This window comes from Chitinophaga polysaccharea (genome assembly GCF_902150045.1).
GTDB lineage: Bacteria > Bacteroidota > Bacteroidia > Chitinophagales > Chitinophagaceae > Chitinophaga > Chitinophaga polysaccharea_A.
Genome location: NZ_CABFVU010000001.1, coordinates 882,983 through 898,933, shown reverse-complemented (window position 1 = coordinate 898,933; position 15,951 = coordinate 882,983). Strand labels below are relative to the sequence as shown.

General features: G+C 48.9%; 14 protein-coding genes and 1 pseudogene. 4 read left to right on the top strand and 11 right to left on the bottom strand.

Annotated elements, in window-relative coordinates; translation table 11 throughout:
• Positions 1-29: 29 nt before the first annotated feature.
• The 3 genes from FN124_RS03645 to priA all read left to right on the top strand — a co-directional run bounded on the left by FN124_RS03645 (position 30) and on the right by priA (position 3,740).
• Positions 30-464: a DUF4258 domain-containing protein gene (locus tag FN124_RS03645; RefSeq protein ID WP_185937075.1), complete on the top strand. Its 435-nt coding sequence runs from the start codon at positions 30-32 to the stop codon at positions 462-464.
• Positions 465-537: 73 nt separating this feature from the next.
• The gene (locus FN124_RS03640) at positions 538-1,305 is read left to right on the top strand and encodes a lysophospholipid acyltransferase family protein (RefSeq protein WP_142683423.1); all 768 of its coding nucleotides are present in this window, start codon (positions 538-540) and stop codon (positions 1,303-1,305) included.
• On the top strand, positions 1,302-3,740 hold the full coding sequence (gene priA / locus FN124_RS03635; RefSeq protein WP_142683422.1) for a replication restart helicase PriA: 2,439 nt from the start codon (positions 1,302-1,304) through the stop codon (positions 3,738-3,740). Before FN124_RS03640 ends, priA begins: the two co-directional genes overlap by 4 nt.
• A gap of 2 nt (positions 3,741-3,742) precedes the next feature.
• On the opposite strand, the gene FN124_RS03630 is transcribed toward priA, so the two are convergent.
• Both FN124_RS03630 and FN124_RS03625 read right to left on the bottom strand, forming a co-directional pair.
• Positions 3,743-5,707, bottom strand: a complete 1,965-nt coding sequence (locus tag FN124_RS03630) for a hypothetical protein (protein WP_142683421.1) — start codon at positions 5,705-5,707, stop codon at positions 3,743-3,745.
• 32 nt (positions 5,708-5,739) lie between these two features.
• Positions 5,740-6,402 (bottom strand): oxidoreductase, encoded by a 663-nt coding sequence (locus FN124_RS03625; RefSeq protein WP_142683420.1) that lies wholly within the window; start codon positions 6,400-6,402, stop codon positions 5,740-5,742.
• Between the two features lie 73 nt (positions 6,403-6,475).
• Here FN124_RS03625 and murB point away from each other — a divergent pair, with 73 nt between their 5' ends.
• Positions 6,476-7,492: a UDP-N-acetylmuramate dehydrogenase gene (gene murB / locus FN124_RS03620; RefSeq protein WP_142683419.1), complete on the top strand. Its 1,017-nt coding sequence runs from the start codon at positions 6,476-6,478 to the stop codon at positions 7,490-7,492.
• A gap of 54 nt (positions 7,493-7,546) precedes the next feature.
• Here murB and FN124_RS03615 read toward each other — a convergent pair whose 3' ends face one another.
• The 9 genes and pseudogenes from FN124_RS03615 to nagB all read right to left on the bottom strand — a co-directional run.
• The gene (locus FN124_RS03615; protein ID WP_142683418.1) at positions 7,547-8,515 is read right to left on the bottom strand and encodes a YpdA family putative bacillithiol disulfide reductase; all 969 of its coding nucleotides are present in this window, start codon (positions 8,513-8,515) and stop codon (positions 7,547-7,549) included.
• 15 nt (positions 8,516-8,530) lie between these two features.
• Positions 8,531-9,226, bottom strand: a complete 696-nt coding sequence (locus tag FN124_RS03610; RefSeq protein ID WP_142683417.1) for a type 1 glutamine amidotransferase — start codon at positions 9,224-9,226, stop codon at positions 8,531-8,533.
• 37 nt (positions 9,227-9,263) lie between these two features.
• Entirely contained in the window at positions 9,264-10,109 is an 846-nt protein-coding gene (locus FN124_RS03605; protein ID WP_185937074.1) for a class I SAM-dependent methyltransferase, read from the bottom strand.
• Between the two features lie 149 nt (positions 10,110-10,258).
• Positions 10,259-11,215, bottom strand: a complete 957-nt coding sequence (locus FN124_RS03600; protein WP_142683415.1) for a YeiH family protein — start codon at positions 11,213-11,215, stop codon at positions 10,259-10,261.
• Positions 11,216-11,311: 96 nt separating this feature from the next.
• Positions 11,312-12,151, bottom strand: a complete 840-nt coding sequence (locus tag FN124_RS03595; protein ID WP_142683414.1) for a hypothetical protein — start codon at positions 12,149-12,151, stop codon at positions 11,312-11,314.
• A 73-nt stretch (positions 12,152-12,224) separates the two neighbouring features.
• The gene (locus FN124_RS03590; protein ID WP_142683413.1) at positions 12,225-12,605 is read right to left on the bottom strand and encodes a hypothetical protein; all 381 of its coding nucleotides are present in this window, start codon (positions 12,603-12,605) and stop codon (positions 12,225-12,227) included.
• A gap of 96 nt (positions 12,606-12,701) precedes the next feature.
• Positions 12,702-13,280 (bottom strand): hypothetical protein, encoded by a 579-nt coding sequence (locus FN124_RS03585; RefSeq protein ID WP_142683412.1) that lies wholly within the window; start codon positions 13,278-13,280, stop codon positions 12,702-12,704.
• A gap of 63 nt (positions 13,281-13,343) precedes the next feature.
• Positions 13,344-13,775 (bottom strand): HD domain-containing protein, encoded by a 432-nt coding sequence (locus tag FN124_RS03580; protein WP_142683411.1) that lies wholly within the window; start codon positions 13,773-13,775, stop codon positions 13,344-13,346.
• A gap of 57 nt (positions 13,776-13,832) precedes the next feature.
• Positions 13,833-15,764: pseudogene (gene nagB, locus FN124_RS03575) on the bottom strand (glucosamine-6-phosphate deaminase); the annotation flags it as partial.
• Between the last annotated feature and the right edge of the window lie 187 nt (positions 15,765-15,951).

Below are 15,951 nucleotides of genomic sequence, written 5' to 3'. Positions count from 1 at the left end.
GCGCGCCGTTCTGTTGCTTTATGAAATCAATGCAAAAATATCTTCCGGTTTTCCTCTTATCCCTGCTGTTGCTGGCCGGCTGGCAGCAGAAATGGTGGAAAAGCACGCCCGCTCCGTCCTCTACCGGCAGCCGCCCCGTTGTGGCCCGTAGTAACTCCGGCAGCCCCGCCATTGACGGGGAAGTGATCAACAGGCACGCCCACCTGGAATATACGAAACACGCCATCTGTCGGATGGATTGTCGCCAGGTGACAAGGGCAGAAGTAGAGGAAATCCTTGCCGAAGGGAAAGTTAACCCGGAAAAATCCAACCCCAACGATCATCCCTGCCCAACCTATGCGGTGGAAGGCTATTCCAGCGAAGGACAGCATCTCCGGATCGTTTTTGCTCCCTGCGATTCACTGAATGCTAAAGTAATTACCTGTATAGATCTTGATAAGGACTGGACCTGCCACTGCGATTAATTCAACGCCTCTTTCCGCGTAATTCGTAATTTTCTTCGTAGTTTTCCGCCATATTAAACCTTCAGAGGCGTCTATGAATTTTTTACTGAAACCGTTGCGTGTTATTTATGTGATATACGCCGCTGCTGTTTTCCTGGGCATCATGTTCCTGATATTGCCGCCTATTTTCCTGGCTTCCCTGCTGGGCAGGCAAAAGGGAGGTAATATTATATTTTATTTTCTCCGTTTCTGGGCGCATGCCTGGTTCCCGCTGACAGGTATGTGGGTAACACGCAAATATTTATGCGAGCGCGACAATGAGCCCTGCATCTACGTGGTGAATCACCGCTCTTATCTCGATGCAGCCATCGCCGTAAAAGTAATGCGGCTCCCGTTCCGCCCCCTGGGCAAAGTGGAAATGTCAAGGATCCCCTTCTTCGGGTTTATCTATAAAAATTCAGTAGTACCGGTAGACCGTTCCAGCGCAGCCGCCAGGGCGCGCAGCGTACGGGAGATGATGACCGCCCTCAAAGCGGGTATCTCCATCCTCGTATTCCCGGAAGGCACCACCAACGACACCGATCAGCCACTACGCCCTTTCCATAACGGTGCATTCCGCATGGCCATTGAGCTGCAGAAACCGATTAAACCGGTACTGTACCTCGATGCAGGCCATCGCTTACCACATAAAGGACCCATGCACCTTTCTCCCGGTAAATGCCGCGTGGTGTTCCTCCCGCCAATACCTGTTACAGGAATGACGCTGGATGATATCAATACCCTCAAACAACGGGTGTTTGATGCGATGGACACCGAATTACGTAAATATCATAAATACCCAACCCTGCAGCCAATAGGATGAAGTACGCAGATGTAATATTGCCGTTGGCGCTACCCAAAAATTACACCTACTCGGTTCCTGAAAATATGTTCGGCCTCCAGGTAGGATGCAGGGTAGCCGTGCAGCTCGGAAAACAGAAAAAGTACGCCGGTATCGTGAAAGCTATTCACGAACAGGCCCCCCTGTATAAAACAAAACCATTGCTGGATATGCTGGACGCATCGCCCATCGTATATCCTACCCAGTTAGCCTTCTGGGAATGGGTGGCCAGCTACTATATGTGCACGGAAGGAGAGGTGCTGAATGCCGCACTGCCGGCCCATCTCAAGCTTTCCAGCGAAACGCTCCTGCTTTTTAATGATGCCTTCGGCGACGACTTTACCTCTCTCGACGATGATGAATACCTCATCGCGGAAGCCCTGCATATCCGCAAGGAACTGCGCATAGAGGAAGTACAAATGATCCTCGACAAATCAGAAGTATATTCTGTTATCAAGAAACTGATAGAGAAAAAAGTATTGCTGGTATATGAGGAACTGAAAGAAGTATATAAGGAGAAACAGGAAAATTATGTGCAATTGCATGCACACTACCAGGAAGAAGAGCAACTGGCCGCCCTCTTCAACGATATGGGCCGGGCCCCGAAGCAAATGGAACTGCTTCTCGCTTATCTTCACCTGCTGAAAACACAGGGCGCTGTACTGCAGAAAGAATTACTGAAGAAATCCGGCGCCACGGTTGCCCAGCTGAAAGGCCTGGTAGATAAAAATATCCTGTGGGTGGAGAAACGTACGGTAGACCGTATCGCTACCGGCAAAATGGATGCACAGATCGATTTTGACCTGAGCCCCGCACAGGAAAAAGCATTGGAGGAAGTACAAACGCATTTTAAGAATAAACAGGTAACCCTGCTCCACGGGGTTACTTCCAGCGGTAAAACGCAGGTATATGTGAAGATGATGGAAGCCTGCCTGGCCAGCGGTAAACAGGTACTGTACCTGTTGCCCGAAATAGGGCTTACTGCGCAGATAATCCGCCGGCTGCAGAAACACTTCGGCACCAGCATTGGCATTTATCACTCCAGGTTTAACAATAACGAGCGGGTGGAAATATGGAACAAGGTAAAAACAGGCGAGCTGCGTATCATACTGGGCGCCCGTTCCAGCCTGCTGTTGCCCTTCCCCGACCTGGGCCTGATCATCCTTGATGAAGAGCATGATGCGTCTTATAAACAACAGGACCCCGCGCCCCGTTATCACGCAAGGGATGCTGCCATCTATTATGCCGGTCTCTTCAAAGCCAAAGTGCTGCTGGGCTCTGCCACGCCATCCCTGGAATCGTATTTTAACGCCCAACAGGGAAAATACGGACTGGTTGAACTGAAAGAACGGTTCGGTGGTGTGGAAATGCCCGTTATTGAAATAGTGGATATCAAAAAGGAAATGGCAGAGAAAACAATGGACGGCCATTTTTCTTCTGCACTGAAAGCTGCCATCACACAAAGTATGACTGATGGAAAACAGGTGATCCTTTTCCAGAACCGCCGCGGATATGCGCCTTTCCTGCTATGCACTACCTGCGGCTGGATACCGCATTGCAAACAATGTGATGTATCTCTCACATATCATAAAAACCAGGATAAGCTCCACTGCCACTACTGCGGCACAAGATATCCCTATGTGCATACCTGCGATGCCTGCGGCTCTCAAACCATTGAGCCCAAGAGCTTTGGCACGGAAAAAATAGAGGACGACCTGCAGACGGCCTTCCCGGAAGCCCGTATCGCCCGTATGGATGTAGATACAGTGAGAAATAAAGACAGCCACAATAAACTGATCCAGTTGCTGGAAGACCGCAGTATTGATATACTTGTAGGCACTCAGATGGTGGTGAAAGGATTGGATTTTGAAAACGTAAACCTGGTAGGGATCCTGAGCGCAGACAATCTCCTGGGTTTCCCCGATTTCCGGGTGAATGAAAGGGCCTTCCAGATGATGGAACAGGTAAGCGGGCGCGCCGGCCGTAAAAACGGGCTGGGTAAAGTACTGATCCAGGCCAGTAATACAAGGCACCCGGTATTGCATTATGTAACGGCGCACGATTATAAAGCGATGTTTGAAGCGGAAATTGCCGAGCGGCAGGTATTTGGTTACCCGCCTTTCTTCCGTTTACTGAAATTAACTATCCGGCATAAAAACCAGCAGACTGCAGAACAGGCTGCACAGATCCTGGCCAGCTGGCTGCAACCGCATATAGGCGCCCAACTGGTTGGACCGGCAGCACCACTGGTGGCAAGAGTACGTAACAATTACTTACAGGAAATGCTGATCAAACTGCCCCGTGAAACGAGACTGATTGCTCATGTAAAAAGAGTATTGCAGGAATTCATTATCCAGCTTAAAACGGAAAAAAGATTCCGTTCCGTGGTGATTATCCCGGATGTAGACGGCGTATAAAGTTATTCTTTCACCAATACCAGGTCCTGTTGCTGGAGCACCTGCATCCTTTTCAGCAACTGCCCGAATGCAGCTTTACTGTTGCCGGAAAAGTCGGTTTGCTTATACCACTCCAGCACAAAAATGCGCAGCTGGCCGCCATCCTGTTCACACCGCATTTTAAAGCCCAATGCGCCTTCTTTATCATTGATCTCTGCGGAGAAATCTTCCTTATTCACTACCTTATAACCGGTTGGCACGGGGATGACTATACGTTTTTCCTGGTAATAGGGAAAATTGATCTGCACCGGCAGATCGCCGGGTGGAAGCGGCATCTCGGCAGTCAGGTTATTTCCCAGCAAAGGTCCTGCGTGGATCACTATACTGCTTTCTTTATTTTCTACGGAAGATGTGTTAAGCAGCGTACTGTTCAGCAATACAGGCTTATCCAGGGAGCGGTTATTAAATACCTCGTTTTCGGCTTTTACTTCCAGGGGCTTCCTTACGCCGGGTTCAAAAGGAAGGATGGCATTATATACCTGCAGCCGGCCCTCCGGTGTGCTGCCGGTGCCGGCAAAAGCAGTTTTCAGGTTAGAGGCAGGGTAACCTCCAAAGGATTGCTTTACTTCCCAGGTAGGATCCGTTACTGACCGGAGCGTGGCTTCCATGGTGATGTTACTGAGCGTATACGGTGGCGCCGGTGTTTGGATAAAGTCTGTGAGCACCTTGTTTTCCGTGCCTACCAGGGTATCGCGGCAGCGCAATGCCGGAATGCCGGTCTGTAAAGACGGGTAACATGGAAAGCGTGTATTCATTTCCGTAGGAGCCAGCGCCTGTTGCACCGCCGGGAAATAGAGCAGCACATTAATGGGCAGTTGCCGGTATACCAGCTGGCTGTCCATCAGCAGGCTATCGCGCGAGGTAGTGAATAATACCTGGGTTTGAATATTCAGCATATAATACACCGCATTCAGCAAACGGGTGAAGCCCGCTTTTTCTGCCTGCTTATTGCGGATGATGGAAATGATATCCACTGTTTCGCCGGTTTCGGAAGGCGCCACCAGGCTGTAATTGGATTTTATATATTGCTCCACCAGGTAGATCATCTGTGGAAGCGGGAGACGTTGTTTTACAAAAGGCCATTTCTGCAGTTCTTTTTCCAGTTGTTTGAATTCCGCTTTGGATACTGCCACAATGGGAATATAATTATCTTCCCCAAATTTCTGCCAGGTCATACGCACGGTATCTTTCCCTTCTATGGCCTGCTTCAGCCCGAAATCAACCCGTTTCAGTTGTGGCAGGTAAAAGAACAGGTCGTTGGCAGGAAGATCCGGTACGTGTTGCATATTCAGCCAGTAATAACGGTTGTTGCCGCTAACGCTGTCCTGCAATGCAGGCAAACCGGCACCTGGCTTTATCACAAAATCAAGTGTTTTGGGGGCTATTAATACATAGCTGAGCTGGTTGCAGGGGATGCCCGACTGCAGGTAGTCGGTGCCCGCATAATCGTATTGCACCTTCAGGCTCATTTCATATTCGATCTCGCAACCGGCTTCCAGTACGAGGTTATTGGCTACTATGGCTTTCCGCCCCTGGTTCATCTCAATCATCCTTACTTCGTCGTTCAGGTTCGTTATGCTGCCGCCGGGATGTATCACCCTTATGCGTAGGCCACGCAGTGCTTCGCTTGGCTCCATGGACATCACCAGCCGTGTGAGGCTATCCGCCGCGCGCTGTGTATTCACCCTGATATTTTTATACAGCATTTTATAATGCGAGGTGGCCTGTGCCTTATCACGGGTGCTCACATTAAAATCCCTGACTATCCTGTAATCCAGGATGGTATAAGGATCATTTGCAGAAGAAGTGGTATGCAGTTGTGGATTTTCTTTCCATATCCCGGGAAAGTAGCTGTTCACCTGCGCTTGCATAGATAGCGGCAGCATGGCAATAGCTGCAACAGCCAGAAGAAGGGCCCATTTTTTCATACGCGCTAAAGATAAGACGCAATTCCGGATTTTCATGACTCACCCATGCTTTGGATAGCATCGGATTCATAGATGCTCACTCCTTCATCATTCTCTTTTGCGGCTACTATCATGGCATTGGCAACGGTAGCAGCTTTGATACCCCGGTATTTTTTCCATCTCCCCTGTAATAAAAAATAGAACAGCTGGATAAGATATCTTCCTATCCATTCACCTAACCGGAATTCTTTACGCTGGCCTATCAGTACAGAAGGACGGAAAATATTCACACTGCGGAAACCCGTTTGCTGGATAGCGTCTTCTGTTTGTCCTTTTGTACACAAATAGAAGTTGCGTGAGCGGGGATTGGCGCCAATGGAAGACATCAGCAGGTATTGGGAAACGCCTTGTTCCTTCGCTATCCTGGCGCATTTTACCGGAATGCCATAATCCACCGCCCTGAAATTTTCCTGGCTGCCGGCCTTTTTAATGGTAGTGCCAATGCAGCAGAAAAGGATGTCGCCCTGCAACGCTGCGGCCAGGCTTTCATCATCATCAAAGTCCACGATAATGCTTTCCAGTTTCGGCCTCGCATGTGCCCATGGCTGCCGCACCAGTACCTTCACTTTGCTGAAGGCAGGGTCGTGCAGCAGTGCCGCCACCAGGTGCGTGCCTGTAAGTCCTGTTGCGCCTAATACAATTGCCGTTTTATTCATGGAACCAGATTATGGGATGTATGATTTCTAAATGATTTGCGGCTATCTTTGCTGACCATAAATTTAAGTTATTATGCAGGTATCAGAAAATGTTCTGCTCAAATCATATAATACTTTCGGGATCGACGCCACTGCACGTTATTTCGCGTCATTTTCCTCCATGGAAGAGCTGATGGATATTACCAGGCGGCAGCAGCAGGATGGCCTGCCCCGGATGATCCTCGGCGGAGGCAGCAATATCCTTTTCACTCAGGACTTTAATGGCTGGATGCTGAAAAACAATATCAAAGGCATCAGCGTTACCGGCGAGGATAACGATTACGTATATGTGAAAGCAGGAGCAGGAGAGAACTGGCATGGGTTTGTGCAGCATTGTATTGCGCAAAACCTGGCCGGACTTGAAAACCTCTCACTGATACCCGGCAATGTGGGCGCCAGTCCCATGCAGAATATCGGCGCGTATGGCGTAGAAATAAAAGATGTGTTCCATGAGCTGGAAGCCTTCCACCTGGATGATCACAGCATGGTTACCTTTAATAACGCCGGTTGCCATTTCGGCTACCGTGAAAGCATCTTCAAAAAGGAATACAGGAACCGGTTTGCTATCTTATCTGTAACCTACCGGTTAAGCAAGCGGCCGCATTTTAATACCAGTTACGGCGCCATCAATGAGGAGCTTCAGCGCATGAATATGCAGGAGCTTTCTATCCAGGCCATCAGCCAGGCGGTGATCAACATCCGTTCTTCCAAATTACCCAATCCTGCGGAAATAGGGAATGCGGGCAGTTTCTTTAAAAACCCTACGGTGACGAAAGAAGTTTATGAAAAATTGCATGCGGAATTTCCCGCCATGGTGGCCTATCCCGTAGCAGATGATCATTTCAAGCTGGCGGCCGGCTGGCTTATTGAGCAATGCGGCTGGAAGGGATACCGCAACGGCGATGCAGGCGTTCATGCCCGGCAGGCACTGGTATTGGTGAACTACGGCCATGCAAAAGGCAGTGAAATCTATCACCTGTCCCAGCAGGTGCTGGACAGCGTGAAGGAGAAATTCGGTGTGGAACTGGAGCGCGAGGTGAATATTGTTTGATTTTGTCTTGGGACAAGACAAAATCAGCGTAAAGATAAGCGCCGAAGGCGCTCCCTACGCGCCCGCGCGGATATGCGCCATGATCTTCCCTGCATGGTCCCTGGAGTTTTCAATGAACCACACATGGGTGTTCATCCCGCCACAAACCACGCCGGCCAAATAAATGCGCGGCATATTGGTTTCCATGGTAATTGGGTTATAGGCCGGCAACCTCAGCTGGTCATCTGATAAGGCGATGCCTGATTTTTCCAGCAGGCTGAAGTTGGGCTGGTAGCCGGTCATGGCGATAACAAAATCGTTGGCAATAGTGATAGGGCCATCGGGTGTTGCAATGTCCACTTCCTTATCACGGATGGCGGTGAGCGAAGATTTAAACCATGCTTTGATGGAACCTTCCTTTATGCGGTTTTCAATATCCGGGCGTACCCAGTATTTTACACGGGAGCCAATGTCTTCCTGACGGATCACCATGGTAACGCGGGCGCCTTTGCGATAGGTTTCCAGTGCAGCATCTACGGCGGAATTATGTGCTCCTATCACTACTACGTTCTGTGTGGCATAAAAGTGAGGATCCTTATAATAGTGGGTTACTTTAGGAAGCTCTTCGCCAGGGATGTTCAGCAGGTTGGGAATATCGTAAAAGCCGGTAGCAATTACCACGTGGCGTGCATGATAGGTACCTTTGCCGGTAGTGATCGTATATTCGCCGGCGTTAGGCGTTACCTGCGTTACCTCCTCAAACAGTTTTATATTCAGCTCATGTGAAGTGGCTACCCGCCTGTAATATTCCAGTGCTTCCGGCCTGGTAGGTTTCGGGTTGATAGACACAAAGGGCACGTTACCAATTTCCAGTCGCTCGGAAGTGGAGAAAAAAGTCATGTACAACGGGTAGTTATACAGGGAATTTACCACGCACCCTTTTTCAAGGATAATATAGCTCAGTCCTGCTCTTTTGGCTTCCAGTCCGCAGGCGAGGCCAATGGGGCCGCCACCGATAATCAATACATCAAACGCAGCATTCATACGGTCATATTTTATTTACAGCGCTGCCATATAATCCAGCAGACGGTACATGGTTTCAGTGTTTTGTGTAAGCAGGTTAGCGTGTTGCAGTATCTTCTCTTCACTTTGTACAAACGGTCCTCCTGCTGCAATGGCGTCGCTGCCATGCAGGATCATTTCCTGCAAACTTTCTGCCGTTAATTCCAGGTGGAACTGCAGGCCTATTACACGGTCGCCGTAAATGAAAGCCTGGTGACTGCAGGCTGCGGAGGCTGCAAAGCGGGTAGCGCCGGCCGGTATATCAAATGTATCGCCGTGAAAATGGAAGGTGCTGAAATGGGAGGGCAGCACGCCTTGCAGCGGAGCGGCCCGCTCCTGGAAGCTCACATCCAGCGGGAACCAGCCTATTTCAGGCTGCGTATGCGGGTATACATTGGCGCCCAGTGCCGCCGCAATCAGTTGTGATCCCAGGCAAATGCCCAATACTTTTTTATTCTGACTGATAGCTTCCCTGATAAGCGCTATCTCTGTAGTCATCCACGGATGATGATCCTGTTCATATACGCCCATTGGCCCTCCCATGATAATGAGCCAGTCGGCAGCCGCGAGGGAAGATGTGTCGGTGCTTTCATACCAGCGGGTGTGGGTTACTGTGTGCCGGTGATCGTTGGCCCAGCCGGCAATGCAGCTTAATCCTTCAAAAGGTACATGCTGAAAGTAGTGAATATGCATATGCAGAACGCTAAATAATACACCGAAGATACGGCTGCTATTTCACTTCTGCTCTTACTACCCTTAAATATTCATAGCCTTTCATATGCCTGCTCTTTTCGCCGAAATATTTTGCGCGGTAATCATCGGCGCCGCCATCGTAATGCAGTTGCAGGTGATAGGATTCCAGGTAGGCATACAGCTCTTCCGGGCAGATACCGAAATCCCAGTTCTCACCGGCACGGCGCAGCAGCCGGTTAATGCGCACAAATCCATAAAAGGCTGTCGGGTTTTCCAGCACTGCTTTTTCCACATAAGTGAAAATGATCTGTGTGCCCGGATGAAAATTCTTCACATGATGAAAGATTGTTTCCGCCTGTTTGGCTTCCTGCCTGGTAGTAAGCCCTTCCCAGAGGAACAGCGTTTTATAATGCGGGCCATAGAACAGTTTGGGAAACACTTCGGAAATCTGCTGCCGGTTCATATCCAGCTCCACGTAATCCACATGGATAGCGGGCAACCCTACCAGGGCCGACAGGATCTTCTTCTTTGTATACTGAAGCGAGGGATGATCCATTTCCACATAATGCAATGGCATGCCAACATTCAGGCGGTACGCCCTTGTATCAAATGTGGCATTGAGAATGATCACCTGGTTAATTCCCTGTGATTTTACCGCATGAATGATCATATCATCTATCAGTCTTGTTCTGGCAACAGCAGCGGTGAAGCTGCCCGGCCAACGGAACTGGATACACGCAGTAACAATTCTCCTGACAAAGGGAACCATACAACCTGCCAGTATAAGCTGGTAGAACTTCGACAGGAAAGCGCCGGCAAAAGGATCGTATAAAAGACGTTCTTTCTCCGGTTTGGTACTTTCTATTGCCCGGAATGCTGCCATGTAAGTGCCGGATTTTGTAGCTGGAGACCGGCTCATAGATTGTGTGTAGTCATCATGGTTATTGAGATAAATGCTGCCAGTATCACAAGGATCAGTGATCAAATATATGTAAAAATGAGAATAGGATTATCACGGGATTTTCCCCGGTATCAGGCCATAAAACAAATGGCCAGCAAGATACCGGCACTGATCAGTACCCATAGTATAACCCCGTGTATGAATGGTTTGCGGCCTATACAGCGTAATGCTTCCCGGCTCAAATGGGTACCTATCAGGAACAGCGTGAGGGATAAGCCCGTTTTGGCGCTTTTTACCAGGAAGAGCCCAGTTGGCTGAAACTGAGGTATCCAGGTATTAAGTGCCATGGCGCCTGCAAATACAGCAATAAACCATGGGATCCTGATGCTGCCGGTATCCGTTTTAAATAACAGGGTAGTTATGAATGCTACGGGAATGATCCACAAAGCGCGCGACAGCTTCACGGTGGTAGCTACCTGCAGTGCTTCATCTCCATATTTGCCTGCAGCGCCTATAACAGAGCTGGTATCGTGAATGGCAATGGCGCTCCAGAGGCCAAACTGCTGCTGGGTTAAATGCAGTCCGTGACCCACTGCAGGGAATATGAAAAGGGCCAAGGCATTCAGCAGGAAGATGATGCCCAATGCGGCGGATACCTGTTTTTCCCCCGCTTTCATCACGGGTGCAATAGCGGCTATAGCGCTGCCCCCGCAAATGGCTGTGCCGCAGGAAATAAGATGAGACGTTTTTTTATCGATCCCCAGCAGTTTGCCCAGTAGTGCACCCGTTAATAAGGTAGCAGCAATAGCCGCAATAGTGAACAGGAATCCTTCTTTACCGGTTTGCAGCGCGCTATGCACATTCATACCAAAGCCCATTCCAATGATCGACAATTGCAGCAACCAGTGCGTAATGCGCGGGGTGACTGCCGCAAAAGGGTTGCCGCTGGTTTGCGCCAATGCTACTCCCAGCAGCAAAGCTACAGGCGGTGTTACCACCGGCAGCAGTGTGATGGCTGCTGCCGTGAGGAAAATTATTTTCTGTGTGTTCTCCGGCAGCCTGGCGGCTGCTGTATTCTGTTGTTGCATACACAAAACGTTTGTAACTGGATCACAAAGTTGCGTATCACAACCCCCCGGAGTCAAATGTTTATAAGTGATAGATGATAACCAAAAGTTATGGGCTTAATCAACAGAAAGAATAAACTTGTTGAACTTCACGGCGAAATCTTCTTTCAGGCTTTTGTCGATGCCATTGAGATAGCTAACGGTAAAACCGCGCTGCAGCCTGCGCGCACTGCTGCCATCCAGCTGAAGGGGCCGGGCATGCAGCACACCGATCAGCTGTTTTCCCTGGAACACAAGAGCCAGCCGGTACAAGGGGCTGGGATCATCGATGCCGCTTTCATAATTGAAATACAGCACATAGGGCTTAAGGGTAGTTTCTTTTTCCAGTTTGAAATTGTGGATAAAGGGATCCATATCATCCATGCTGCGGCCTGTATGTTGCTTCAGGTAGCTGCTTAACGCAGATTCGATGATGCTGCCATTGCGGATATTTTTCTTCTGCGTATAGCCGGTAACGGTAGCCCACATCCTTTCGCCGTTGGTAGCTACCGGTAGTTTGATATCGCGTTGCAGCACGCCTGCTTCCACGCCATTTACTTTTATTTTACGGCCTTTGTGAAAAAGGGGTTTGCTGAATTCATCTTTCGTAATATCAAAGTCCAGGCTCACCGGGTACCAGTCTTTTTTTAGAGGTGCACAGCGTAACGGGATATAATCTACCAAAGTAACCAGCGGTTCTCCACCGGGATTATTCAGGATAGCAGCAGCGCCATTAATCCTTTCACCTATGATGGGAGCCTTGCTGCGGGCAGGTTTGGTGGCAGGGGCAGTGGATGACTTTTTTTTATTGTTGGCTATATCTTCTTCGTTGTCGTATTTGCTTGGTTTGTTATTCAGGTTGCATGATGCCAGTAATACTGCCAGTAGCAGGCAGGATAATTGTTTGTTGAGATGCATATGAAAGTTACTGTTTTAGGTGGATGGAAGTACTCCGGCTTCCATCCTTGCTGCATCTGCACAAAGATTGGGCCTAGAATTCAGTGAATATAACGGTGTCGGTTATCTGCAAACGGTATACCTGTTTCATGGTGGAAAACGGGTCCAGGGGCGACCAGTCCTGCGTGGTGTAAAGCTGTATGCTTTTACCCGTCAGCTGCTGCTCAAGTGTTTTTAAAGATATACCGGTATTGGTTTTACGGGAGATGTAATAAATTTTAGGGTCCTGCTTCAGGTGGATCATGATGCCGGGAGGCCCGTTTTTAATTTCCTGTACTACGCCGGTAACAGGGGCACAGTTTTCCTTTTTAGCCTTCCTGGCAGATGGAATACCGGAAATAAGCAATACCAGTATCAAGGTGGCCACCAGCAACAATGCTGCTGCTGTGCCTTTTTTGTTGGCTTGTTTCTTCATGATCTGTTGGCGTAAGTCAGGTTAGGTACAGTAAACCCAAATTACAAAATATATGAATAAAAAAAGCAGGCGGTAAGCCTGCTTATATTCAAGGTATTATTTTTCTTTTTGATCCCCGGCATCTTCATCCCAGTCGTCTTCTTCCTGCCAGTCTTCATCTTCTTCCCAATCGTCGTCCTCCTCTTCTTCATCGATCAGCAGGCTTTGTTCGGAGCCGGGCTCTATATGGTTTGCCCGCCAGTGAGCTACAATTTCATCTGCTTTTTTCTGTACAGGATTGAAATCGCTGATGGCGGCGCCTTCAAATTCCACTTCCACATCGGGCAGGGCTTTGAGGGTATGGAAGCAATCCTGGAGAAGGCTGATGGTGGCGGGTGCATTGCGCAGGGCGCTGTAAGACAGCCTTATGGCATCGAAAGGGCCGCTGTTGTGAAACACTTCTTCCCCGTTGATCATGGGGAAAAGCCAGATCAGCACATCATCGCCTGATTCTTCGCTGTTAAGGATACCAAAAAAATCATCGAGTTGTTCAAAACCCAATGGGGCCAGTTGTGCGAATGCTTTGTTCCTGGCTGGAAATTTAGGATGCTCTTCTCCTGTGATCAAGAATAATTCACCGAACCTGGGCTTCTCTTTTGCAGCGAACCTAAAATCAATGAGGATGTCGTTTTCCATTGATGGCTATTCTGTTTTCTACTGTAATTTAATAGTTTAATCGGAAGGCGTTGAAAAAATATTCTACTGGATAACGGCGGCCGCTATCCGGCGGTAAGCGTGCAGGTATTTGTTCAGGCGGGCTATATCCTGCTCTTTTATTGCTGTCATACGCCTGATATCCATGTTGTCGGTCAGGTCGTTGAGCTTAACCATGCAGGCCAAACGGTTCTGAAGGGTACGGTCTACGAAGTGGTTGTAATCTTCATCCTCCTCCAGTTTCGTAACACAGTAAAGGGCTGCCAGCAGGTGAGGGGCCAGTCCTTCCTGTTCAAGGGCCTCAAAGGTCCAGTCGGTATCTTCTACCACGTCATGCAGTACGCCAACAATTTTCTCGTCTTCGGTGCGCCCCATTTGCATTACCCGGAACACGTGTCTTATATAGGGTTGCCCGTATTTGTCTACCTGGTCTTTATGGGCGGTAGTAGCTATTTCGATCGCTCTGCTCAGATTCATATAAAAAAATAAAGGGGCTGCGATGGTTATCACAGCCCCCTAAAATTATGATTTTATTTACATAAAATGATAACGTACAAATGCTTCCATGGCGGCATACTTCTGCAAGCCCAGGCGGTCGTACAGGTCGGCCGTGTTGGCGTTGCGGTCTTCAGCACGCTGCCAGAACTCGCGGAGATCTGTTCCCTGGAAAGGCACCACATCTTTCTGGCTCTGGTGGATGAAGATACCCAGGCGTTTCTGCATTACCTGGTCGGGGCTCATAGGAACGGCCATTTCAATTTCATGAATATCCCATTCCTGCCACGCGCCTTTGTACAGCCATACCCAGCAGTCTTTCGCCCAGTCTTCAGTTTTCACGATCTCCAGGGCTGCAAAGATAATGTCCAGACACACCTTGTGGGTTCCATGCGGATCGGCAAGATCGCCGGCGCAGAAGATCTGTTGTGGTTTCAGTTTACGCAGCAGTTCTACGGTCACTGCCACATCTTCAGGTCCCATTGGTTTCTTTTCCACCAAACCGGTTTCATAGAAAGGCAGGTTCATGAAATGGGCATTTTCTTCCGGGATACCTACATAACGGCAGGTGGCTTTTGCTTCGCAACGGCGGATCAGCCCCTTGATAGCGCGGATCTCAGGGGTATCTTTCTGGCTTGGCTTCTTGGTACGGATGAATGCTTTTGCTTCATCCAGGATCAGGGAGCTTTTGCTTTTATCAATGTCGAACATTCCTTCAAAACCTACGGCAAAGTCGATGAAGCGCAGCAGGAACTCGTCTGTTACGGCAATGTTGCCGGAGGTCTGGTAAGCTACATGTACATCATGGCCTTGTTCATGCAGGCGGATGAAAGTACCGCCCATAGAAATGATATCATCATCGGGATGTGGAGAGAAGATCAGCGCGCGCTTTTTAGCGGGTTCTGAACGCTCAGGATGATTGGGTAACTGCGGGCCTGGTTTACCTCCGGGCCAGCCGGTAATAGTATCACGTATAGCGTTGAATTCTTCAATATTCAGCTCATAGGCAGAACCATACTGTACGATCAGGTCGTTCAAACCATTTTCGTTGTAGTCCTTATCGGTGAGCATCAGGATAGGCTTGTTCAGCTTCAGGGCCAGGCTGGTTACCGCTTTGCGGATCAGACCCGGTGTCCACTCGCAGTCGCCGGTGAGCCATGGTTCATTGAAACGGGTGAGTTCAGCCGCTGCCTGTTCGTCGATCACAAACTTGCAGTTGGCATGTTGCTGCAGCAGGGAAGCAGGCACCTGGTCGGTACTATGCCCTTCTACAGAACGGCGAACGATCTTTGATTTATGGGAACCCCATGCCATCAGGATGATACGCTTTGCTTTAAAGATGCTGCTGAGCCCCATGGTGATAGCAAGGCGTGGCACCTGGCTCATATTCGGGAACTCATAGGCATTGGCTAAACGGGTGCTGTTGTCCAGCGTCACCAAACGGGTGTGGGAATTAATGTTGGCGCCGGGTTCGTTGAAACCAATGTGACCGTTGTTACCAATACCCAGTACCTGGATATCGATACCGCCTAAGTCTTCAATACGTTTGTCGTAAGCCTCGCAATATTTCTTGATCTGGTCCTTTGGAATGGTACCATCAGGTATGTTGTACCGGCCTTCAGGAATATCAACATGATTGAACAGGTGCTCTTTCATAAAGCGGTTGTAGCTCTGTAAAGCATCCGGCTCTATGGGGTAATACTCATCCAGGTTAAATGTGATGACGTTCTTAAAGCTAAGCCCTTCTTCTTTGTGCAGGCGTACTAATTCTGCATACAGATATTTAGGAGTAGAGCCGGTGGCCAGTCCTAAAATGCAATCCTGGCCGGCAGCCTGCTTTTCGCGGATCAGTGCGGCAATTTCCTGTGCTACTGCTTTGGAACCTTCTTTGGCAGAAGGATGTATTTCCACAGCAATTTGTTCAAAGCTGTCGATCAGTTCGATTTCCTGATGATTAATCGTCATTTGTAAACGTTTTTGATTAGATGCGGTTTAAAAACGAGCCGGAAAATTAAAGAATTTACTGCTAACGCGCATTTTTATGTAGCAATATTTAAATTATAATTTCTTCAGCTTATAATAAACCATTTAATATTTGATCTCGTTAATATGTTTAGCGCACAGCGGTTGAAGGCCGTATCACATATTTTTGGTGTAG

Bases quoted from the DNA above. Each gene is read 5' to 3' on its own strand.
- FN124_RS03645 (WP_185937075.1), top strand. From the start codon at position 30: ATGCAAAAATATCTTCCGGTTTTCCTCTTATCCCTGCTGTTGCTGGCC.
- FN124_RS03580 (WP_142683411.1), bottom strand. From the start codon at position 13,775: ATGAATCTGAGCAGAGCGATCGAAATAGCTACTACCGCCCATAAAGAC.
- priA (WP_142683422.1), top strand. From the start codon at position 1,302: ATGAAGTACGCAGATGTAATATTGCCGTTGGCGCTACCCAAAAATTAC.
- FN124_RS03630 (WP_142683421.1), bottom strand. From the start codon at position 5,707: ATGAAAAAATGGGCCCTTCTTCTGGCTGTTGCAGCTATTGCCATGCTG.
- murB (WP_142683419.1), top strand. From the start codon at position 6,476: ATGCAGGTATCAGAAAATGTTCTGCTCAAATCATATAATACTTTCGGG.
- FN124_RS03585 (WP_142683412.1), bottom strand. From the start codon at position 13,280: ATGGAAAACGACATCCTCATTGATTTTAGGTTCGCTGCAAAAGAGAAG.
- FN124_RS03615 (WP_142683418.1), bottom strand. From the start codon at position 8,515: ATGAATGCTGCGTTTGATGTATTGATTATCGGTGGCGGCCCCATTGGC.
- FN124_RS03625 (WP_142683420.1), bottom strand. From the start codon at position 6,402: ATGAATAAAACGGCAATTGTATTAGGCGCAACAGGACTTACAGGCACG.
- FN124_RS03590 (WP_142683413.1), bottom strand. From the start codon at position 12,605: ATGAAGAAACAAGCCAACAAAAAAGGCACAGCAGCAGCATTGTTGCTG.
- FN124_RS03595 (WP_142683414.1), bottom strand. From the start codon at position 12,151: ATGCATCTCAACAAACAATTATCCTGCCTGCTACTGGCAGTATTACTG.
- FN124_RS03605 (WP_185937074.1), bottom strand. From the start codon at position 10,109: ATGGCAGCATTCCGGGCAATAGAAAGTACCAAACCGGAGAAAGAACGT.
- FN124_RS03600 (WP_142683415.1), bottom strand. From the start codon at position 11,215: ATGCAACAACAGAATACAGCAGCCGCCAGGCTGCCGGAGAACACACAG.
- FN124_RS03640 (WP_142683423.1), top strand. From the start codon at position 538: ATGAATTTTTTACTGAAACCGTTGCGTGTTATTTATGTGATATACGCC.
- FN124_RS03610 (WP_142683417.1), bottom strand. From the start codon at position 9,226: ATGCATATTCACTACTTTCAGCATGTACCTTTTGAAGGATTAAGCTGC.